The 20,615-nt window shown below is 63.5% G+C and carries 18 protein-coding genes and 1 tRNA gene; 9 read left to right on the top strand and 10 right to left on the bottom strand.

Going from position 1 to position 20,615, the window contains the following annotated elements:
* The first annotated feature begins 19 nt into the window (after window positions 1-19).
* The 3 genes from E0501_RS00350 to E0501_RS00340 all read left to right on the top strand — a co-directional run bounded on the left by E0501_RS00350 (window position 20) and on the right by E0501_RS00340 (window position 2,905).
* Window positions 20-997, top strand: coding sequence for a TRAP transporter substrate-binding protein (locus tag E0501_RS00350; RefSeq protein WP_137699377.1), 978 nt, complete (start codon window positions 20-22; stop codon window positions 995-997).
* Between the two features lie 72 nt (window positions 998-1,069).
* The gene (locus tag E0501_RS00345; protein ID WP_193555864.1) at window positions 1,070-1,603 is read left to right on the top strand and encodes a TRAP transporter small permease; all 534 of its coding nucleotides are present in this window, start codon (window positions 1,070-1,072) and stop codon (window positions 1,601-1,603) included.
* 3 nt (window positions 1,604-1,606) lie between these two features.
* Window positions 1,607-2,905, top strand: a complete 1,299-nt coding sequence (locus E0501_RS00340; protein WP_137699376.1) for a TRAP transporter large permease — start codon at window positions 1,607-1,609, stop codon at window positions 2,903-2,905.
* 426 nt (window positions 2,906-3,331) lie between these two features.
* Here E0501_RS00340 and E0501_RS00335 read toward each other — a convergent pair whose 3' ends face one another.
* The 8 genes from E0501_RS00335 to maiA all read right to left on the bottom strand — a co-directional run bounded on the left by E0501_RS00335 (window position 3,332) and on the right by maiA (window position 11,577).
* Entirely contained in the window at window positions 3,332-4,513 is a 1,182-nt protein-coding gene (locus E0501_RS00335; protein ID WP_137699375.1) for an amidohydrolase family protein, read from the bottom strand.
* 58 nt (window positions 4,514-4,571) lie between these two features.
* Entirely contained in the window at window positions 4,572-5,633 is a 1,062-nt protein-coding gene (locus E0501_RS00330) for a dipeptidase (protein ID WP_137699374.1), read from the bottom strand.
* A 41-nt stretch (window positions 5,634-5,674) separates the two neighbouring features.
* A complete protein-coding gene (locus E0501_RS00325; RefSeq protein WP_235857712.1) occupies window positions 5,675-6,649 on the bottom strand; it encodes an SLAC1 anion channel family protein in 975 nt (324 codons plus the stop codon).
* Between the two features lie 128 nt (window positions 6,650-6,777).
* On the bottom strand, window positions 6,778-8,100 hold the full coding sequence (locus E0501_RS00320; RefSeq protein WP_137699373.1) for a TRAP transporter large permease: 1,323 nt from the start codon (window positions 8,098-8,100) through the stop codon (window positions 6,778-6,780).
* On the bottom strand, window positions 8,097-8,666 hold the full coding sequence (locus tag E0501_RS00315) for a TRAP transporter small permease (RefSeq protein ID WP_235857711.1): 570 nt from the start codon (window positions 8,664-8,666) through the stop codon (window positions 8,097-8,099). The genes E0501_RS00320 and E0501_RS00315 overlap by 4 nt, the downstream gene beginning before the upstream one ends.
* Before the next feature lie 108 nt (window positions 8,667-8,774).
* Entirely contained in the window at window positions 8,775-9,809 is a 1,035-nt protein-coding gene (locus E0501_RS00310; protein ID WP_137699372.1) for a TRAP transporter substrate-binding protein, read from the bottom strand.
* Between the two features lie 43 nt (window positions 9,810-9,852).
* On the bottom strand, window positions 9,853-10,890 hold the full coding sequence (locus E0501_RS00305; RefSeq protein WP_137699371.1) for a TRAP transporter substrate-binding protein: 1,038 nt from the start codon (window positions 10,888-10,890) through the stop codon (window positions 9,853-9,855).
* A gap of 39 nt (window positions 10,891-10,929) precedes the next feature.
* Entirely contained in the window at window positions 10,930-11,577 is a 648-nt protein-coding gene (maiA, locus tag E0501_RS00300) for a maleylacetoacetate isomerase (RefSeq protein ID WP_137699370.1), read from the bottom strand.
* Between the two features lie 293 nt (window positions 11,578-11,870).
* Here maiA and E0501_RS00295 point away from each other — a divergent pair, with 293 nt between their 5' ends.
* The gene (locus E0501_RS00295; protein ID WP_137699369.1) at window positions 11,871-12,875 is read left to right on the top strand and encodes an efflux RND transporter periplasmic adaptor subunit; all 1,005 of its coding nucleotides are present in this window, start codon (window positions 11,871-11,873) and stop codon (window positions 12,873-12,875) included.
* A 1-nt stretch (window position 12,876) separates the two neighbouring features.
* Window positions 12,877-16,098: an efflux RND transporter permease subunit gene (locus E0501_RS00290; protein WP_137699368.1), complete on the top strand. Its 3,222-nt coding sequence runs from the start codon at window positions 12,877-12,879 to the stop codon at window positions 16,096-16,098.
* Window positions 16,099-16,230: 132 nt separating this feature from the next.
* Here E0501_RS00290 and E0501_RS00285 read toward each other — a convergent pair.
* A tRNA-Thr gene (locus E0501_RS00285) sits at window positions 16,231-16,305 on the bottom strand.
* A gap of 99 nt (window positions 16,306-16,404) precedes the next feature.
* On the opposite strand from E0501_RS00285, the gene E0501_RS21245 reads away from it, so the two are divergent.
* The 4 genes from E0501_RS21245 to hisD all read left to right on the top strand — a co-directional run bounded on the left by E0501_RS21245 (window position 16,405) and on the right by hisD (window position 19,919).
* Window positions 16,405-16,563, top strand: coding sequence for a hypothetical protein (locus tag E0501_RS21245; protein ID WP_170222757.1), 159 nt, complete (start codon window positions 16,405-16,407; stop codon window positions 16,561-16,563).
* A 1-nt stretch (window position 16,564) separates the two neighbouring features.
* A complete protein-coding gene (murA, locus tag E0501_RS00280) occupies window positions 16,565-17,833 on the top strand; it encodes a UDP-N-acetylglucosamine 1-carboxyvinyltransferase (protein ID WP_137699367.1) in 1,269 nt (422 codons plus the stop codon).
* The gene (locus E0501_RS00275; protein WP_137699366.1) at window positions 17,830-18,300 is read left to right on the top strand and encodes a DUF2948 family protein; all 471 of its coding nucleotides are present in this window, start codon (window positions 17,830-17,832) and stop codon (window positions 18,298-18,300) included. The genes murA and E0501_RS00275 overlap by 4 nt, the downstream gene beginning before the upstream one ends.
* Before the next feature lie 314 nt (window positions 18,301-18,614).
* Entirely contained in the window at window positions 18,615-19,919 is a 1,305-nt protein-coding gene (gene hisD / locus E0501_RS00270; protein WP_137699365.1) for a histidinol dehydrogenase, read from the top strand.
* Window positions 19,920-19,938: 19 nt separating this feature from the next.
* On the opposite strand, the gene E0501_RS00265 is transcribed toward hisD, so the two are convergent.
* Window positions 19,939-20,535, bottom strand: coding sequence for a rhodanese-like domain-containing protein (locus tag E0501_RS00265; RefSeq protein WP_137699364.1), 597 nt, complete (start codon window positions 20,533-20,535; stop codon window positions 19,939-19,941).
* Window positions 20,536-20,615 lie beyond the last annotated feature (80 nt).

The following is a 20,615-nucleotide window of genomic DNA, read 5'->3' as shown; positions in this document are numbered from 1 at the left end:
CACAACCAGGGAGAAAAAGATGAAACATCTCACCACACTTGCCGCCGCCTCGGCCATCGCGCTGACGGCCGCCGCTCCGGCCATGGCCGAGAAATGGGACATGCCGATGGCCTATTCGGCCTCGAACTTCCATTCGGCCACCGGCGCCGAGTTCGCCAACTGCGTCACCACCGGCACGCAGGGCGAAATCGAAATCGTCACCCACCCCTCGGGCTCGCTCTTCAAGGGCGCAGACATCAAGCGCGCGGTGCAGACCGGCCAGGCCCCCATCGGTGAACGCCTGCTTTCGGGCCACCAGAACGAGAACGCGATTTTCGGCTTCGATTCCATCCCCTTCCTCGCCACGTCTTTCGACGACGCGGCAAAGCTCTGGGATGCCGCCAAACCCACCATCGAAAAGGTGCTGGCCGATCAGAACCTCACCCTGCTCTACTCGGTGCCGTGGCCACCGCAGGGCTTCTATTTCAAGAACGCCGTCAATTCGGTGGAAGAGATGAAGGGTATCAAGTTCCGCTCTTACAATAACGCCACCTCGCGGCTGGCCGAGCTGACCGGCATGCTGCCGGTGACAATCGAAGCCGCCGAGATCTCGCAGGCCTTCGCCACCGGCGTCGCCGATGCGATGATTTCTTCCGGCTCCACCGGGTATGACCGCAAGGTCTGGGAATCGCTCAACTACTTCTACGAAGTCGATGCCTGGCTGCCGCGCAACTACGTCTTCGTGAACTCCGATGTCTGGTCGGGCGTCTCGGACGGAAATAAGGCCGTGATCGAAGGCTGCGCCGGATTGGCCGAATACGCCGGCTGGTATCGCTCCAAGGAATACACCCAGTTCACCCTCGAAGGCCTGCGCGCTGGCGGCATGAAGGTTGGCCCCGCGTCCATTAAGATGGTGAACGAGCTCAAAGAGATCGGCGTCACGATGACCAACGAATGGCTCGAAGCGGCCGGTGACGACGGCAAGGCCATCGTCGACGCGTTCAATTCGATGCAATAATCGCGCACGACACCCGGGCGGGCGGCCACAGCCGCCCGCTCCAACCAACAAAAACCAACAGGGGGACCCGCCATGGCCGCCTTGCGCGCACTCCGCTCAGGCCTCGATTTCATGTATCTCGCCGCAGGTGTTCTTGCCGCGCTCTGTCTGATCTCGATCCTTACCCTGATCGTCCTGCAAATGGTCGCCCGCTGGACCGGCGAGGTCTTTCCCGGCGCTCCCGACTATGCCGGATACGCCATGGCCGCAGCCTCGTTTCTCGCCTTCGCAAACGCGCTCAACCGCGGCAGCCATATCCGCGTCTCGATCCTTCTCAACGCCGTGCCCGACAAGGTCCGCCGCTGGCTTGAAATCTGGTGCTTCGGCATCGGCGCGGCCACCATGTGGTATTTCGTCTGGAACGCGCGCAAGTTCGTCTACTGGTCGTGGAAGTTCAACGACATTTCCCAGGGCCAGGACAAAACCCCGCTCTGGATCCCGCAATCACTGATGCTGTTTGGCGCGATTATGCTGGCCATCGCGCTGACCGATCACCTCATCCATGTCATTTTCCGCGGCGATCATCGCATCACCCGCGATCTCGAAGACCAGGCGCAGGGGGAATAAGCGATGGAAAACCTCTCGATCATCATCCTCTTTCTCTTCGTGCTGTTCACGCTTCTGGGCACCGGCGTCTGGGTGGGCCTCGCGCTCATGGGCGTGGCCTGGGTGGGCATGGAGCTCTTCACCACCCGCCCCGTGGGCGACGTGATGCTGACAACGATCTGGTCGGCCTCCTCCAGCTGGACCCTCACCGCCCTGCCGATGTTCATCTGGATGGGCGAAATCCTCTACCGCACGCGATTGTCCGAAGACATGTTCAAGGGCCTGGCGCCCTGGATGGCGCCGCTACCCGGCGGGCTGGTGCACACCAACATCGCCGGCTGCACGGTCTTCGCCGCCGTCTCGGGCTCCTCGGCCGCCACGCTCACCACCGTGGGCAAGATGTCGATCCCCGAACTGCGAAAACGCGAATACCCCGAGAAAATGATCATCGGCACATTGACCGGCGCGGCCACGCTGGGGCTGATGATTCCGCCTTCGCTCACGCTCATCGTCTACGGCGTCACCATCAACGAAAGCATCACCAAGCTCTTCTTCGCCGGCATCCTGCCTGGTATCGTTCTGGCGGCGATGTTCATGGGCTATGTCGCGATCTATTCCAAGATCGGCAAGGACTGGAACCCGCTGAAGGAAGACAAGATGACCTTCGGCCAGAAGGTCCAGAACTCGCGCTTTCTCATCCCGGTGCTTACGCTCATCCTCGTGGTTATCGGTTCGATGTATCTCGGCTATGCAACCGCGACCGAGGCCGCGGCCTTCGGCGTGATCGGTGGGTTGATCCTGGCCGCGACACAGGGTTCGCTCAGCTGGAAAACCTTTACGGAGTCCCTGATGGGCGCCACGCGCACCTCGGCGATGATCGCCCTCATCCTCGCCGGCGCGTCCTTCCTGTCGCTGTCGATGGGCTTCACCGGCCTGCCGCGCGCCCTGGCCGACCTGATCGCCGGGTGGGAGCTCAGCCGGTTCGAGCTGCTGATGGTGCTCTTGGTGTTCTACATCATCCTCGGCTGCTTTCTCGACGGCATCTCTTCGGTCGTGCTGACCATGGCGGTCGTCGAACCGATGATCCGCGAAGCAGGCATCGACCTCATCTGGTTCGGCATCTTCATCGTCGTCGTGGTCGAAATGGCGCAGATCACCCCGCCCATCGGCTTTAACCTGTTCGTGATGCAGGGCATGACCAACCACGAGATGAACTACATCGCCCGCGCGGCGATCCCGATGTTCCTGATCATGGTGGTGATGGTCTTCGTGCTGATTGCCTTCCCCGGTCTCGCAACCTGGCTGCCCCAGAATCTCAGGTAGAGGTTTTGCGCCGCGTGTTCCACGCGTCGCGGCGGGGCGGGGCCTCGGCTGGCGCCTCGGCCCCGCCAGGCCATCATCCGCCTGCCTGATCCTCCACCGCGCCGCCGGCCGACAGGTCAGGCCATTGAGTATTTTTACCAAGAAAGAGACATGGGGCTGTCCGAACCTTCGCTCTTTCTTGGTCCAAATACTCAAACTCCGCCCTCTCTACGCGCGCGCCATTTGTCATGGCGCGCCAAGCCCCCCGGCGCACGGGGGTGGGTGGGCGGGCCGTGTGCCGGGGGGCGGCCTACCGCACGCGCGGTTAACTGAAGACACCGTAAAGATTTGCCGCGCTGCGGCGGTGCACGCATGTCAGCCGGAGGACAGCCGCGGATCACCCCCCGGCTTTCGCCGCGCCGCGGCGGGATTAACCCAATCGAACGCTCAGGCGGGGGCCGCGCCCTTCGTCACCTCGGGCAGGGTTTGCGCAGGCGGGGTGTTGCGGCTGCGTCCCGAGCGCACGACACCGTCGATCACGGTCATGCCCACGCCCGGCAGGTTGCCCAGCTGCACAGATTCTAGGATCGTCTTGCCCGGCGCGTGCTGGGCCTGGTCCATCAGCACGAAATCGGCAGGCCGACCGACCTCCATGATGCCCTGCTCGAGATCGCGCTGCCGCGCGGTATTGCCATTGGCAAAGCAGAACGCCACCTCTGCCGGCACATCGCCCAGGCTCGACAGCATTGCCACCATCCGCAGGATGCCCAGCGGCTGCACGCCCGAGCCCGCCGGCCCGTCCGTGCCGAGGATCAGCCGGTCCATCTGCTTCAGTTCCCGTGCCGTGTTCAGCGTCAGAAGCGCCGCGCGCTCGTTGCCGTTATGGACGATCTCGAGCCCCGCGGTACAGCTTTCGCACAGGCACATGATCTGGTCGTCCGGCAGCGCCGAATGCCCGCCATTGATATGCCCAATCACGTCCGTGCCGGTCTCCAGCACCATGTCCGCGTCGATCAGCCCCGAGCCCGGGATCGACGGGCCCCCGGTGTGGATCGTGGACTGGATGCCGTATTTGCGCGCCCAGTCGACCATCTGGCGCGCGGTCTTGCCATCCTTGACCGTTCCCAGGCCAACCTCGCCCAGTAGTTTCACCCCGGCATCGGCCATGTCCTTGAAATCCTGTTCCACCATGCCGTGCTCGATCACCGGTGCGCCAGCCATCACCTTCATGCCGGAAGGGCGGAAATTTTCGTACCAGCGCTGCGCGGCGATCGCCATCGCCTTCAGGCCGACCACGTCCTTGGGCCGCCCGGGCATATGCACTTCGCCCGCGGAAATCAGCGTGGTCACCCCGCCATGCAGGGTGGAATCGATCCAGTGCAGCTGCTGCTGGCGCGGGGTGTAATCACCCACCACCGGGTGAACGTGGCTGTCGATCAGCCCCGGTGCAATGGTGATGCCGTGGGCATCCACCTCTGTCTCGGCGCCCTCGCAATCGAGATCCTTTTCATAGCCGATGGCCGTGATCCTGCCGTCCTCGGCAATCACGCAATCGCCGTCCAGGATCGGCTCTTCCATCTTGCCCGACAGGATCAGCCCGATATTGCGAATGACCAGCTTGCCGCTCATCTCTGCGCCCTCCGTTGCAGCCCAATATCGTTAGCATGCAAACGCAAAACCGATTCCGTCAAGCACTCCAGGTTTTTTCCAGCACCCGCATCCAGTTCCGCCAGGCGATTTTCTCGATCAACTCCTGCCCATAGCCGGCCTTTTCCATCGCCGCGATCAGGTGCGGCAGCCCGGCGATGCTGCCGATCTTCTCCGGCACCATCGCGCCATCGAAATCCGAGCCCAGACCCACCCGGTCCTCGCCCATGCGCGCAACCATGTGATCGAGATGCCGGATCATCTGCTCCAGCGGCACATCGGGGCGCATGGCGCCATCTTCGCGCAGGAATGCGGTGGCGAAATTCAGCCCCACCATCCCGTCGCTTTCGGCGATCGCATCCAGCTGCCGGTCGGTCAGGTTGCGGGCATGGGCACAGAGCGCGTGGGCATTGGAATGCGTGGCCACCAGGGGCTTATCACTTGCCTTGGCGACGTCCCAGAAGCCGGCCTCGTTCAGGTGGCTCAGGTCCACCAGCACGCCGATCTCGTTGCAGCGTTTTACCAGCCGCTTGCCATCCGCCGTCAGGCCTCCGCCGATGTCCGGCGAGGCGGGAAAGGTGAATGGCACCCCTTCGCCGAAGATCGTGTTGCGGCTCCACACCGGTCCGAGCGAGCGCAAGCCAGCGGCGTATAGCACGTCAAGGGCGTGGAACTCCGGATCAATCGCCTCGGCCCCTTCCAGGTGCAGCACGGTGGCCAGCCGCCCGGTGCCGATCGTCGCCTCGATCTCGCCCACAGTGCGGCAGATCTTCACTGCGCCCGCGTCCTCCAGTTGCATCAGGAGAGAGGCCTGGCGCATCACCACCGGCAGCGCCGCCTCCTGCGCCACCGGATCGGGCAGCGGCAGGTCGTATGCTGACTTTTTCATTTCCTCCATCGCCGCCGAGAAATCGAACGGCGACGGAACGAACATGGCAAAAAAACCGCCCGCGAACCCGCCCAGGCGCGCCTTGGGCATGTCCACGTGGCTGTCCATGCCGGTGACAAACCCGGGCAAGGCGGCCCGTCCCCCGGACTTGTCCAGCTTCAGAAGAATGTCGTTATGCCCGTCGAATACGGGCACCTGTGCAGTACCGGACATGGGCGGCCTCCTGTCAGATCAGAAGGCCAGCCTGCCAAGGCTTATTCCGGAATGCAAATCTTACCGGCCAGTGCCGCGCGCAACGTGCGCAGCAAGAGAGCTGCGATGATGATGCACAGCGCGACCAGAAGAATGCCACCAAACATCCGGTGCGTGGCCGACCCCGTTTCATGCGCGAAAAGGAAGCTCGCGATTGTCGCCGCAGCGAAGGGGAAGCTCAGCGCCCAGAAGCTCAGCGCGAAGTCCAGCCGCACGATGCGGGGCAACTGCACCAGCACGATCGCGGTAAAGAGGTAAGCGCCGTTGATCAGGATGCGGGCGAAGGCATCGACTTCGCCTGTCAGGCGCAGCCAGGCGACAAAGGCCACGGCCGGCGGTGCGATCAGAATTACCAGCGTCGGCTGCAGCCGCCCGGGCAGAGGATCGTGAAAGATCAACCGGTTGATCACCAACGTCAGCAGCACCAGCCAAAAAATCAGGCCAACGGACATGAAATACCAGCTGATTTCGACATAGCCCAGGGGCACGCCGGCAATCGGCACGATCACGTTGCCCACCGCCGGTATGAACCAGGCCGGGTTCAGCATGCCATGCTGGAACGACCGCGTGCCGATCCAGTTCGACACCACCGCGATGGTCAGCACGAATTGCAGCACCATGCCGACCAGCCAGAGCGTTTCGGCCAGCCCCTCATTGCGGCTCAGCGTCGCCGTGCCCAGAAGCAGCAGCGAGATCGAGATCGCGGGAAAGAAGGACAGCCGCACCGGATGTTTCCACTCGGCCACCACGGCGCCCGGGTATTTCAGGGCCTTCGCGGCATAGCCCACCGCGATCAGCACGAAAAGCGCCATGGTAAAGAAATAAAGCCCGGTCGAGATCTGCGATCCCATGCCGAAGGCGCTTTCGCCCGCGTGCATCGCCAGTGTCAGGCCCGCCATGCCCATCACCATACCGAAAAGCGGCACCGGATAGTGCATCAGGCCACGTTGCGGAGATTCCATTGCTGCGTCCGTCATCGGCCCGTCCTTTCGGTGTCAAAATATGTTCCGCGAATACATCTCATATATGGAATGTGTTTGCAAGAGGCCGCATTGCCGCGCCCCCGGAACCCGCTGCCGTAGGGTGGGGTTTCACCCCACCCCCATTAGTGCAGGACCCGCAGCAGGAACAACGTGATCGACGGGAACGCCACCAGGATGATCACTCGGATGATATCGGAGGCGACGAAATACATCACCGCGCGATAGGTCGCGACCATCGGCGTGGTGCGGTCCATCGAGTTGATGACGAATAGGTTCATCCCAACCGGCGGCGTAATGAGCCCCACCTCGACCACGATCAGAACGATGATCCCGAACCAGATCGCCACTTCCTCGGGCGTCAGGCCGAAATCCAGCTGACTGATGATCGGAAAGAAGATCGGAACCGTCAGGAGGATCATCGACAGGCTGTCCATCACGCAGCCGAACACGAGGTAGAGCAGCAGAATGATCGTCAGGATCATCCACGGGCTGTAGCCCAGGCTGGTGACATATTGCGCCAGTTCCTGCGGCACCTGCGTCAACGCCAGGAACCCGTTGTAGAACGCGGCCCCCAGGACGATGAAAAAGATCATCGCCGTCGACCGGCCCGTCGCCATGAAGCTTTCAACCAGCGTCTGCAGCGTCAGCCCACGATTGAGCAGCGCGATCAGGCCTGTGCCTGCCGCACCGACGGCCGCGCCCTCGGTCGGCGTGAACCAGCCCAGATAGATGCCGCCAACCACCAGCAGGAACACCAAGAGCACCGGCCATACGTCCAGCAGCGCCCGGATGCGTTCGTTATAGGGCACCGGTTCGCGCGTGCCTGCGGCATCGGGATGAATTCGGACATAGATCGAGATAGTGATGATGTATCCGATTGCGGCCAGGATGCCCGGAATGAACGCCGCCAGGAACAGCTTGGCGATGTTCTGTTCGGTCAGGATCGCGTAGATCACCAGGATAACCGACGGCGGGATCAGGATGCCCAGCGTGCCGCCCGCGGCCAGCGTCGCCGTCGAAAACCCGCCGGAATAGCCGTAGCGGCGCAGCTCGGGCAGGGCGACCTGGCTCATCGTGGCCGCGGTGGCCAGCGACGACCCGCAGATCGCGCCGAACCCGGCACAGGCCCCGACCGACGCCATCGCGACACCGCCGCGCCTGTGGCCCAGCCAGCTCTCGGCTGCCTTGAACAGCGCCGTCGACATGCCGCCCAGCGTCGCGAAATGCCCCATCAGCAGGAACATCGGTACGATGGACAGCGAATAGCTGGAAAAGGTCGAATAGGTCTCGGTCTTTAGTCGCGCCAGCGCGACGGTCCAGCCGCCGGTGACAAGGTAAAGGCCGAAAAGCCCGACCAGGAACATCGAAAGCCCGATCGGAACCCGCAGAAAAATCATCAGCAGGAGAACGGGAAAGGAGGTCAGGCCGATCTCGAGATTGGTCAATGGTCCACCTCCGCCACTTGCACGATGGTGCGCATTGTCAGGAATTCGGCGATCCGGACGACGGCCATGTAAATGCCCACCACAGCGGCGACGCTCGCCGCGATCAGGCTGATCAGGTAGGACCACCAGATCGGAAACTGCAAAAGGAACGTCGTCTCGCGATACTGCATCTTCGAGGCCATCCCCTCGTAAAGCCGCCACGCGATCACGATCAGCACCACGGCAAAGATGATCTCGACGATCATCTGGATCAGGCGGTTGGCCCGCTTGGGCAGTTTCGACGTGAAGATATCGACCGAGGCATGCCCGGCGGTAATCTGGCACAGCGGCAGGAAGGCAAAGATCGAAAAGGCGATCCCGGCTTCGACCAGCTCATAATCGCCCAGCACCGGCCCCACGCCGGTATCCAGCAGCCATTGCGCCATTCCCGGCATGGCGTTCTGGATCACGTCCCAGTGCAGGAAGGTGTTGATCCCGCGCCCCAGCACCGACACGCAGGTCAACAGCACCAGCGCCGTCAGGACGATCCCGCCCAGCGTGGCCATCACCCGCGCCAACAGCAGCATATAGCGATGTATCTGCAAATCCGGCCCTCCCCGCAGCGCCTGGTGCGCTTGTTTTTGTTTGTGCAGATGGCCGCGGGCGCTCTTTCCCGCGGCCACCTGCTTTCGCTCTTACTTGGTGTTTTCCGCGATCAGCGCCTTGGCCTGATCCACCAGCGCCTGACCATCAAAGCCCAGATCGTTCATTTCCTTGATCCATTCGGCCTCAATGCCCGATGCGGCATCCTTCCACTCCTGCACCTCTTCGGCGCTCAGGGTCATGATGTTGTTGCCTGCAGCAGCCGCGGCTTCGCGCGACGGTGCGTCGGCACCTTCCATCAGCTTGCCGGCCAGCGCCGAGAACTCTTCGCCCGACTGGCTGTCGATCGCATCCTTGAGCTCCTGCGGAAGGCTTTCATACTTTTCCTTGTTCATCGCGATGACAAACGCGGTCGTATAAAGCGACTCGTCGCCGAACTCGGTGTGGTTCTTCACCAGCTCGGGCACTTTCAGCGCGCCGGTCACTTCCCACGGGATGACGGTCGCGTCGATCACGCCTTTCGACAGGCCTTCCGGCACGGCCGGCACCGGCATGCCGACGGGCGTGGCGCCCAGCGCGGTGAAAAGCTTGTTGGTCACACGGGTCGGTGCGCGCAGTTTCACGCCGTTCAGGTCCTTGACCGATTTGATCGGCTCCTTCGAGTGGATCAGGCCCGGACCATGGACATGCACGGCAAGAACCTTCACGTCCTTGAAGTCCTTGTCCATCATGTTGGCCACGGCATATTTCCAGTAGGCGCGGCTGGTGTCTTCGGCATTGGTCATCATGAACGGCAGCTCGAACACTTCCGACTGCGGGAAACGGCCCGGGCTGTAGCCCAGAACGGTCCACACGATGTCGGCGACGCCATCGGTCACCTGACCATACAGTTCAGGCGGCTTGCCACCCAGCTGCATCGACGGGTAGTGATCGATCTTGATCTTGCCGCCGCTGGCTTCCTCCACGCGCTCGGCCCAGGGCGTCAGCACCAGTTTCGGCACGTTGGCCTGTGCCGGCAGGAACTGGTGAAACTTCAGCGTCACCTCCTGCGCCATCGCCGCCGTGCCCATGGCCATCGCCATGGCCGAGCTGGCCACCAGGCCCATCAGTTTACGTTTCGTGATCATTCTGACATCTCCCTTTTGTCAGTTGGTTATCGTTTCTTACTGTTTATTGCGCCTTGTAGGCGTCCATCAGGGTCCGCGCCTCGTCAATCAGCGCCAGACCGTCGATACCTTTTTCCTTAACGTCTGCGATCCACTTCTCATAGACCGGTTTCGCCAGCTCCTCCCATTTCTTCGCCTCTTCGGCGCTGATGGTGACGATGTTGTTGCCGCGGTCCACGGCAATCTGTCGCGCCGGGCCGTCGCTGTCCTGCATCACGCCACCGGCAAAGATCGAAAACTCCAGCCCCGAATTGGCGTCGATCACCTGTTTCAGGTCATCCGGCAGGCTGTCATACTTCGCCTTGTTCATCGCCAGAACGAAGGTCAGGTCGTAGATCGCCGGACCATCGAACTCGGTGTGATTGCCGACAAGCTCCGAGACTTTCAGCGCCGTCGTCACTTCCCAAGGGATCGTCGTGCCATCCAGAACACCCTTCGACAGGCCCTCGGGAATCGCCGTCACCGGCATGCCGATGGGCGTCGCCCCCAGCAGTTCCAGAAGCTGGTTGACCATGCGCGATCCGCCGCGGATCTTCATCCCGTTCAGATCCTCGGGCTTTTCCACCGGGCGCTTGGTATGCAGCATACCAGGCCCGTGCACCCAGGTGCCCAGGATCTTCACATCCCGGAAATCGGTGTCCTTCATGTGCTTTTCGAACATCTGCCAATAGGCCGACGATGCCGCGCGTGCATCCGTGATCATGAAAGGCAGCTCGAACACTTCGGTGCGCGGGAACCGGCCCGGGGTAAACCCATTGACCGCCCAGACGACATCGGCCACGCCGTCGATCGCCTGGTCGATCAGTTCGGGCGGCTTGCCACCCAGCGCCATCGCCGCATAGCGGTCGATCTTGATGCGCCCGTTCGAATCGGCCTCGACCTTGTCGGCCCAGACATCCAGCACCAGCTTCGGTACGTTGGCCTGCGGCGGCAGGAACTGGTGCAGCTTCAACGTCACCTCCTGCGCCTGCGCGGCAAGGCCACTCATACCCAATGCGGCGGCGATTGCGGCCCCGCGGATTACACTCTTCAAAAAGGTCATGTCGGCTCCTCCCTTGCGCGACGTTGAAACTCTGACAGGTCAGGCTTCGAAATCCGGCTGGTTTTTCGGATGCGCCTTCTCGAACGCGTCCAGCGCGGCGCAGTTGGCATATATCTCGTTCACCAACGACAAGTGGCTGATATCCATGTTGAACCGCTGGGCCGAAAACACCTGCGGCACCAGGCAGATATCGGCCATGCCAGGGGCGTCGCCGTAACAGAACGGCGTTGCCGTCTCACGCTGCGCCAGCAGGCCTTCGCAGGCCTCCAGCCCATCGGTCAGCCAGCGACTCAGCCAGGCATTCTTGGCGTCTTCGTCCGCATCCAGTTCCTCGGCCAGGTATTTCAGCACCCGCAGGTTCTGCAACGGATGGATTTCGCAGGCGATCACCTGCGAGAATCCGCGCTCCTTCGCCCGCGTGATCGGATCGCGCGACAAAAGCGGCGGCTCGGGGTGGGTTTCATCCAGCCACTCCATGATCGCCAGCGACTGGATCAGTGTGTCACCACCTTCTGTTTCCAGCGTCGGCACCAGCATCTGTGGATTGAGCGCCTTGTATGTCTCGCCTTTCTGCGCGCCTGACTTCAGGTGCACGGGCCGGAATTCATACTCGACGCCCTTGAGATTGAAGGCGATCCGGCAGCGATAGGCCGAAGAGCTGCGGAAATATCCGTGAAATGTCATCATGCGGGCAATCCTGCCCGCGCGCACGCTGTGCCAACTGACTTACGCATCTCTCCTCCCCTGATGCATATTAGTAAGCATACATATATTTTTCGGCGGTGTTTGTAAACGCCATGAAAAAAGTGGCACACTACCTCGGCCACACACTCTGCGAATCTGCCATCCCGACTGAGCATGCATTATTTAATCAAACATAAAACCGACCGGTCGGTCAAGCAATCCAACACCAGGGCTTGCAATACATATCAAAAATTGCATATGTTAGCCATCACGCACGCAACCGGGGACATGATCACATGCGCATGAACGTTTTCGCCGCCGTCATTGGGGCTCTGCTGCCCTTCATCACCCCTGCCCACGGCGAAGAGGCCGTCGTTCAGGCCACCGTCACCGAATGGAAGGCCGTCTTCGGCAAGGTCGAGGCACGCGACAATGTGCCGGCCCGCTCGCGTATCGGCGGCACCCTGACCGAAATCAGCGTTTCCGAGGGCACCGACGTGACCGAGGGCCAGCAGATCGCCACGATCTACGATGCCAAGCTCGCCCTTCAGCTCGAATCGATCGAGGCCCAGATCGGCGCCCTCAAATCCCAGCTTGAAAATGCCCAGACCGAACTGACCCGCGGCGAAGACCTGCTCGCGCGCGGCGTCACCACCGTGCAGCGGCTTGATGCCCTGCGCACCCAGGTCGACGTTCTGGAAAACCAGATCGAGGCGACCGAAGCCGAAAAACGCGTGGTCGAGGAACGCGCCGCCGAAGGCGCGGTTCTCGCCCCCATCTCGGGCCGCGTCCTCAACGTGCCTGTCACCACTGGCTCGGTTGTCATGCCGGGCGAGCCTGTGGCGATCATCGGCGGCGGCGGCTTCTTCCTGCGCCTTGCCGTGCCCGAGCGCCACGCCGCGTTCCTGAAAGAAGGCGCCGACATCCAGATCGAAGAGGCCGGCGAAACCCGCACCGGGCGGCTCGCCAAGGTCTATCCGCAGATCGAAAACGGCCGCGTCATTTCCGATGTCGAGGTCGAGGGTATGAGCGCGCGCTATGTCGATGCGCGCGTGCTCGTCCGCCTTCCGGTCGGCGAAACCCGCGCGCTCCTCGTGCCCGCCGACATGGTCGCCACCCGCATGGGGCTCGATTTCGTCACCGTAAAATCCGGCGATCACACCGCGCTGCGTACCATCGTGCCGGGCGAACATCACGTGATCGACGGCCGCGACATGGTCGATGTGCTTTCGGGCCTTTCGGCCGGCGAAGTGATCGTCCCCACGGTCGAGGCCGAATACACACCGAGCGAGGGCCACTGAGATGAGCGACGCACCCGAATCCAAACCGCTCGGCATTGCCGGGGGGCTGACCCGCGGCTTTATCCAGTCTCCGCTGACACCCCTGATGATCCTCGCCGCGCTCGCGGTGGGCCTCGTCGCGCTCATTTCGCTCCCGCGCGAGGAAGAGCCGCAGATCTCCGTGCCGCTGGTCGATATCCATATCCAGGCCCCCGGCCTGCGCGCCGAAGACGCGGTGAAACTGGTGACCGAACCGATGGAAACCATCGTTCAGGGCATCAACGGCGTGGAACATGTCTACTCGTCCTCGATGGACGATTACGCCATGGTCACAGCGCGCTTCCTTGTCGGCACCTCGGCCGACACCGCCATCCTGCGCGTGCATGACAAGGTCCGCTCGAACATGGACCGCATCCCGGTCGGCATCGACGAACCCCTGATCGTCGGCCGCGGCATCGACGACGTGGCCATCGTCTCGCTAACGCTGTCCGGGAAGCCCGGCGAAACCGGCGTGAACGCCAACGATATCACCCGCATCGCCCGCGAATTGCAGGTCGAGGTCGCCAAGATCGACAACGTGGGCCTCACCTACCTTGTCGGTGACAGCCCCGAGGCAATCCGCATCGCCCCCGACCCCGAGCGCCTGGCGCTCTACGGCGTGACGCTGCAACAGCTCGCCGGCAAGGTGCAGATGGCCAACAAGGCGTTTTCCACCGGCAATGTCCGCGACAACGGTGACCAGATCGCGCTTGTCGCCGGTGAAACGCTGCAGGCGCCGGCCGAAATCGGCAACCTGCTGCTGACCTCGCGCGACAACCGCCCGGTCTATGTCCGCGACGTGGCCGATGTCTCCTACGTGCCCGACACCTCCGACAACATGGTCGCCAACGTCATCAAGGACGCGAACGGCAACATCCACCGCACCCCCGCGGTGACGCTTGCCATCGCGAAACGTGCCGGCGCCAACGCCGTCGTCGTGGCCGAGGAAATCCTGCACCGCGTCGAGATGCTCAAATCCGAGATGATCCCCTCGACCATCCAGCTCGAAGTGACGCGCGACTATGGCGAAACCGCCAACGAAAAGGCCAACGAACTGTTGTTCCACCTTGGCCTTGCCACCGTGTCGATCGTGGTCCTCGTGCTCATCTCGATCGGCTGGCGCGAATCCATTGTCGTGGCGGTGGTGATCCCGGTCACCATCCTGCTCACCCTCTTTGCCGCCTACGTCATGGGCTACACGCTCAACCGGGTGTCTCTCTTCGCGCTCATCTTCTCGATCGGTATCCTCGTCGATGACGCCATCGTGGTGATCGAGAACATCGCCCGCCACTGGGCGATGAAGGACAAGGCCAGCCGCGTCGAAAAGGCGATCCGCGCCGTGGCCGAGGTGGGCAACCCTACCATCGTCGCCACGCTCACCGTGGTGGCGGCGCTTCTGCCGATGCTCTTCGTCTCGGGCCTGATGGGCCCCTACATGTCGCCGATCCCGGCAAACGCCTCGGCCGCAATGATCTTCTCCTTCTTCGTTGCGGTGATGATCACGCCCTGGCTGATGCTGAAATTCGCAGGCAAGGCCGATATGTCGGCCCACGCCCATGACGACGAATTCGGCGGCCACCCCGGTGGCACGCTCGGCCGGCTCTACGCGGCCGTGGCCCGCCCAGTCCTGAAAACCAAGACCGGCGCGCTCATGTTCCTGTTGATCACCGCGGCGGCCTCTTTCGGCTCGCTCGGCCTGCTCTACACCAAGGGCGTGACGGTCAAGCTCCTGCCGTTCGACAACAAGTCCGAACTCAGTGTCGTGATCGACCTGCCCGAAGGCTCGTCCGTCGAAGAGACAGACGCCGTCGCGCAGGCCGTCGCCGCCGAAGTGCTGCAACTCCCCGAGGTGATCTCGACCCAGACCCATGCCGGCTCGGCCGCACCGTTCAACTTCAATGGCCTGGTGCGCCACTACTACCTGCGCAACCAGCCGCAGATGGGTGACGTGCAGATCAACCTCGCGGCCAAGCACCACCGCGAGCGCACCAGCCACGATATCGCGCTGGAAATCCGCGAACGCATCCTGAAGCTTGACGTGCCCGACGGCACCGTTCTGAAAACGGTCGAGCCGCCCCCCGGCCCGCCGGTGATCGCCACCCTGCTGGCCGAGGTCTATGGCCCCGACGGCGAAACCCGCCGCGAGGTGGCCAGCAAGGTCCGCCAAGCGTTCGAGGCCGTGCCCTATATCGTCGATGTCGACGACAGCTTCGGCACCCAGCCCCGCCGCCTGCGCGCGACGATTTCAAGCGACCAGCTCGAATTTCACCAGGTGCAGGAACAGGATGTGTTCGATACGCTCGCTATCCTCAACGGCGGCGCGACGGTGGGCTATTCGCATCGCGAAGACGGCCGCCGCCCGATCCCCATCCGGGTCGAGCGCGACCGCTCGGACCGCGTGGTCGACGAACGCTTCCTGTCTACGCCCATCCCCGCCAACGTGCTGCCCGGCGCGCGCGGGGTGGTCGAACTCGGCGATGTGATCGAGATCCGCGAAGAAAAGGCCTCGCACCCGATCTTCCGCCACAACGGCCGCTATGCCGAAATGGTCATGGCCGAACTGGCGGGTGAGTTCGAGGCGCCGCTCTACGGCATGCTCGCCGTGGCCGAGGAAATCGACAAGATGGAGTGGGACGAGGGCACCAAGCCCACGATCCGCCTCAATGGCCAGCCCGAGGATGACCGCGCCGTGACGCTTCTGTGGGACGGCGAATGGGAGGTCACCTGGATCACCTTCCGCGACATGGGCGCGGCCTTTGCCGTGGCGCTTCTGGGCATCTACATCCTCGTTGTCGCCCAGTTCGGCAGCTTCCGCCTGCCGCTGGTGATCCTTACGCCGATCCCGCTCACTTTCCTCGGGATCATCGGCGGTCACTGGCTCCTGTCGGCACCCTTCTCGGCCACCTCGATGATCGGCTTCATTGCGCTCGCCGGCATCATCGTGCGCAACTCGATCCTGCTGGTCGATTTCATCCGCCACGAAGACCCCGCGGACAAACCGATGACCGAGATCATCCTCGAAGCAGGTGCGATCCGCTTCAAGCCGATCCTGCTGACGGCGATCGCGGCAATGATCGGCGCCGCGGTGATCCTGGCAGACCCGATCTTCCAGGGCCTCGCCATCTCGCTCCTGTTCGGGCTGCTCAGCTCCACCTTGCTGACGGTGCTGGTAATCCCGGCGATCTACCGCGTCTTCAAGACCTGAGCGCGGCAGAATAATCGCTCCACGACCTCGCCCCTGCCGAGCGGGGCCGTTTGCGTTTACGTCTTTGCAAATCACCGGAAACCGCGCGGTCCAAGATACGCCGCCGGGGTGCTTTCTATGCGGGAAAAGAAATGGTGCTGCTGGAGAGAATTGAACTCTCGACCTCTCCCTTACCAAGGGAGTGCTCTACCTCTGAGCTACAGCAGCGCCTTGGGCGTCTGAACGCGTGGGCGGTCATTAGACGCAAATCGCCCCTTGTGCAAGGCCAATCTGGACTGTTTTTCGCACCTCCTTTATGAGGTCTGCATGACAGGTAAATCACCGCCCCCCAAAGGCACGCCGCCGAAAGAAAGCCGCGACGACCGGCTCAAGGCCGCGCTCAAGGCCAACATGGCCCGGCGCAAGGCCCAGGCCCGTGCGCGCAATGGGGAAAAAACCAGCGGCAGCAAGAACGAGGGCAGTTGAAATGGACCAGATCATCGTCACCGGCAACGGCGAACTCAGCGGAGAAATTCCCATCGCCGGGGCCAAGAACGCCTGCCTCACGCTCATGCCCGCAACGCTGCTCAGCGAAGAACCGCTGACGCTGACCAACGCGCCGCGGCTTTCGGACATCCGCACCATGTCCACCCTGCTGCAATCGCTTGGCGCCGAGGTCACCTCGCTGCAGGACGGCCAGGTTCTGGCGATGTCCAGCCATGACCTGACGAACCACGTCGCTGACTATGACATCGTGCGCAAGATGCGCGCCTCGAACCTGGTGCTGGGCCCGATGCTGGCGCGGCTTGGGCAGGCGGTGGTGTCGCTGCCCGGTGGTTGCGCCATCGGCGCCCGCCCGATGGACCTGCACATCCACGGCCTCGAAGCGCTCGGCGCCGAGATCGAACTGCGCGACGGGTACCTGCATGCCAAGGCGCCGGGCGGGCTCAAGGGCGCCACGGTCGAGTTTTCCTTCGCCTCGGTCGGGGCCACCGAAAACGTGCTGATGGCGGCGACGCTGGCCAAGGGCACGACGGTGCTGAAAAACGCCGCGCGCGAACCCGAGATCGTCGATCTCGCCACCTGCCTGCGCAAGATGGGCGCCCGGATCGAGGGCGATGGCACCTCGACGATCACGATTGAAGGCGTCGACCGCCTGTCGGGCGCCACCCACCCGGTGGTGACCGACCGGATCGAACTGGGCACCTACATGCTGGCCCCCGCCATCGCCGGCGGCGAGGTCGAATGCCTCGGCGGCAAGCTGCATCTCGTCGAAAGCTTCGTCGAGAAGCTCGACCAGGCCGGAATCGACGTGACCGAGACCGACCGTGGCCTCAAGGTGCGCCGCCGCAATGGCCGCGTTGCCGCCGTGGACGTGACAACCGAACCCTTCCCGGGGTTTCCCACCGACCTGCAGGCGCAGATGATGGCGCTGCTTTGCACCGCCGAGGGCACCTCGGTGCTGGAAGAGAAAATCTTTGAAAACCGCTTCATGCATGCACCCGAACTGATGCGCATGGGCGCGCAGATCGAAGTGCATGGCGGCACCGCCACCGTGCATGGCGTCGAGCGCCTGAAGGGCGCGCCGGTGATGGCCACCGACCTGCGCGCCAGCGTGTCGCTGATCCTCGCCGGGCTGGCGGCCGAGGGCGAAACCGTGGTCAGCCGCGTCTACCATCTCGACCGCGGATATGAGCATGTGGTGCGCAAGCTCGAAGGCGTGGGCGCAAAGATCGAAAGGGTGAAGGCCGAGTGAGCGACGCAAGTTTCGAAGACGGACGCGAGGCGCCGCTGGATCTCGGCGCGCTGGATGCGGATGACCTGCGGGTGATATCCTCGCTGGTGCAGGATGCCGTGTTCCCGATCACCGAAATGCTCTGGCAGCCGCGCCAGCGGCGCTTTGCCATTCTTCTCAACCGCTTCCGCTGGGAAGACGGCGGCCGCGACAGGCATGGACCCGAGCGGGTGCAATCCCTGCTGGTGGTCGAGGGCGTGCAAAGGGTGCTGAGCCAGGGCGTCGACCGCTCGGACAAGGACCTGATCCTGTCGCTCCTGTCGGTCGACTGGGCGCCCGGCGAGGACGGCACGGGCGCGGTGCTGCTGACCCTTGCCGGAGACGGTGCGCTGCGGCTCGAAGCCGAAGCGCTCGAAGTCCGTCTCAAGGATGTCACCCGACCTTACCGCGCCGTCTCGCACAACGCGCCGCAGCATCCCGAAGACTGAGGTATTGCGCCGCGCAAGCGCGTCGCGGCGGGGCCGCGGCTCGCGCCGCGGCCCAGGCCAGACCGCAATCTGCCGCCCGCCCCTATGCGCGGAGCCCGGCACGACCGGGGCAATGAGTATTTTTGCCAAGAAAGAACGGCATATGCCCTCGCGCCACGCGCCCCGGTGCCCTTGCGTGGGCGGGCGCGACCGGCTCCCACCCCCTTGCCGGCGCGGGGTAGGCGGGTGGGCGCGCCGACAAGGGGGCGGGGTTTGTACCTTGAGCCTGCCCGCGCCGCCGCCTATGACTCACCGCGATCCAAGGAGTGCCCGCCATGCCCGTCTTTCTCGATGCCACCGCCGCCGATTTCGAACCTGCTTTCGCCGCGCTCCTGTCGGCCAAGCGCGAAGACAGCGCCGATGTCGATGAAATCGTGGCCGGGATCATCGCCGATGTGCGTGCCCGCGGCGACCAGGCGCTCATTGACCTGACGGCGAAATTCGACCGACTGGCGCTGACCCCCGACACGATGCGCTTTTCCGAGGCCGAGATCGAGATGTACTGCGCCGAAGTTCCCGCCCATGAAGCCGAGGCGCTGGAGCTCGCCGCCGAACGCATCCGCGCCTATCACACCCGTCAGATGCCCGAAGACGCGCTCTGGCAGGACGCAGCCGGCGCCACGCTTGGCTGGCGCTTCACCCCGGTCAGCGCCGCGGGTCTCTACGTGCCCGGCGGGCTCGCCTCCTATCCGTCTTCGGTGCTGATGAACGCCATTCCCGCCAAGGTCGCGGGCGTCGGGCGGCTGGCCATCACCTGCCCCACGCCGGACGGGCAGGTGAACCCGCTCGTCATCCTGGCCGCACGGCTGGCCGGCGTCGATGAGATCTATCGCGTCGGCGGCGCACAGGCCATCGCCGCGCTGGCCTACGGCACCGAAACCATCCGCCCCGTCGACAAGATCACCGGCCCCGGCAACGCCTTCGTCGCTGCCGCCAAGCGCCGGGTTTTCGGCCGCGTCGGCATCGACATGATCGCGGGCCCGTCGGAAATCCTCGTCATCGCCGACGGCGACAATGATCCCGACTGGATCGCGCTCGACATGCTCAGCCAGGCCGAGCATGACGAAAGCGCGCAATCCATCCTGATCACCGACAGCCCGGCCATGGCCCAGGCCGTGACCGAGGCGATCGAACGCAACCTCGCCACGCTTGAACGTCGCGCCATCGCGGGGGCGAGCTGGCGCGACTACGGAGCGGTGATCACCGTGCCGGATCTCTCGACCGCGGCCCGGCTCTCGAACCGCGTCGCGCCCGAACATCTCGAGCTTTGCGCGGCCGAGCCGATGAAACTGGCCGAAGAGATCACCCATGCCGGCGCCATCTTCCTCGGCGCCTGGACGCCCGAGGCGATCGGCGATTATGTCGGCGGGCCCAACCACGTGCTGCCCACCGCCCGCTCGGCGCGGTTCTCGTCCGGTCTCAACGTGCTCGATTTCCTCAAGCGCACCACGCTGGCGCAGATGACGCCCGAGGCGCTGCGCAAGATCGGCCCGGCGGCCGAAACGCTCGCCATCTCGGAAAGCCTCGAGGCGCACGGCCTTTCGGTACGCGCGCGCCTCAATCGCCTGAACGAGCTCTGATCAGGTCTTTCGCGTCAGCTCAGCTACCGCTCGCACCCAGATCCATAGGATAGGCCTGATCGGACCGGATCGCATAACTCCAGGCCAGGCCCGCGTTCTTCCAGCCGTTGAGCACGCGCTGGCCCTTGCCGGGTCCGTCCTTGGCTTTGTCGCCCTCGAACCCGTCGGTCACCGACCAGACATTGGCATAGCCCATTTCGCGCAGGATGTTCGCGGCCTTGGCGCTGCGCGCACCCGAGCGGCAGATCAGAACGATCGGCACCGTCTCGTCATAACCGTTTTCCATCAGGTAGGATTCGAAGGCGAGGACGAAATCGGGATTGAAGCGCATCCGGTAGCCGCCCTTTTGCGGGCTGTAGACCGCCTTTTCCGGCATCACCATCAGCGGGATATGCACGTCCACCCGCTCGGCCACGCCAGTGAAGGCCAGCTCGGGCCGGCTGCGCACATCGACGAACAAAACATTGTCGTCCTGCAGCATGTCCGCGGCCTCGGCTGCGGTCATATAGAGCCCGTTCAGGGTCTGCTTCTTGGCCGGCAACCCGGTCTCGGCAAGACCCGAAGTTGCCAATAAGCACCCGGCCAGAATGGCCGGCAAGAAACTTGCACGTTTCATGAGTAAGATCCTTTCAAATGGATTGTCCGGGAAACGCAGGGCCGGTAATTGGCCCACCCGGGGTTCAGCATGAAATCGTC

The organism is Marimonas lutisalis, assembly GCF_005434965.1.
GTDB classification, from domain to species: Bacteria; Pseudomonadota; Alphaproteobacteria; order Rhodobacterales; family Rhodobacteraceae; genus Marimonas_A; species Marimonas_A lutisalis.
Note: the sequence above shows the minus strand (reverse complement) of the source record. Positions and strands in the feature narration are given on the sequence as shown.

Excerpts from the sequence above, each read along its gene's own strand:
- E0501_RS00350 (WP_137699377.1), top strand. The coding sequence starts at position 20 with ATGAAACATCTCACCACACTTGCCGCCGCCTCGGCCATCGCGCTGACG.
- E0501_RS00345 (WP_193555864.1), top strand. The coding sequence starts at position 1,070 with ATGGCCGCCTTGCGCGCACTCCGCTCAGGCCTCGATTTCATGTATCTC.
- E0501_RS00340 (WP_137699376.1), top strand. The coding sequence starts at position 1,607 with ATGGAAAACCTCTCGATCATCATCCTCTTTCTCTTCGTGCTGTTCACG.
- E0501_RS00335 (WP_137699375.1), bottom strand. The coding sequence starts at position 4,513 with ATGAGCGGCAAGCTGGTCATTCGCAATATCGGGCTGATCCTGTCGGGC.
- E0501_RS00330 (WP_137699374.1), bottom strand. The coding sequence starts at position 5,633 with ATGTCCGGTACTGCACAGGTGCCCGTATTCGACGGGCATAACGACATT.
- E0501_RS00325 (WP_235857712.1), bottom strand. The coding sequence starts at position 6,649 with ATGACGGACGCAGCAATGGAATCTCCGCAACGTGGCCTGATGCACTAT.
- E0501_RS00315 (WP_235857711.1), bottom strand. The coding sequence starts at position 8,666 with ATGCTGCTGTTGGCGCGGGTGATGGCCACGCTGGGCGGGATCGTCCTG.
- E0501_RS00310 (WP_137699372.1), bottom strand. The coding sequence starts at position 9,809 with ATGATCACGAAACGTAAACTGATGGGCCTGGTGGCCAGCTCGGCCATG.
- E0501_RS00305 (WP_137699371.1), bottom strand. The coding sequence starts at position 10,890 with ATGACCTTTTTGAAGAGTGTAATCCGCGGGGCCGCAATCGCCGCCGCA.
- maiA (WP_137699370.1), bottom strand. The coding sequence starts at position 11,577 with ATGATGACATTTCACGGATATTTCCGCAGCTCTTCGGCCTATCGCTGC.
- E0501_RS00295 (WP_137699369.1), top strand. The coding sequence starts at position 11,871 with ATGCGCATGAACGTTTTCGCCGCCGTCATTGGGGCTCTGCTGCCCTTC.
- E0501_RS00290 (WP_137699368.1), top strand. The coding sequence starts at position 12,877 with ATGAGCGACGCACCCGAATCCAAACCGCTCGGCATTGCCGGGGGGCTG.
- E0501_RS21245 (WP_170222757.1), top strand. The coding sequence starts at position 16,405 with ATGACAGGTAAATCACCGCCCCCCAAAGGCACGCCGCCGAAAGAAAGC.
- murA (WP_137699367.1), top strand. The coding sequence starts at position 16,565 with ATGGACCAGATCATCGTCACCGGCAACGGCGAACTCAGCGGAGAAATT.
- hisD (WP_137699365.1), top strand. The coding sequence starts at position 18,615 with ATGCCCGTCTTTCTCGATGCCACCGCCGCCGATTTCGAACCTGCTTTC.
- E0501_RS00265 (WP_137699364.1), bottom strand. The coding sequence starts at position 20,535 with ATGAAACGTGCAAGTTTCTTGCCGGCCATTCTGGCCGGGTGCTTATTG.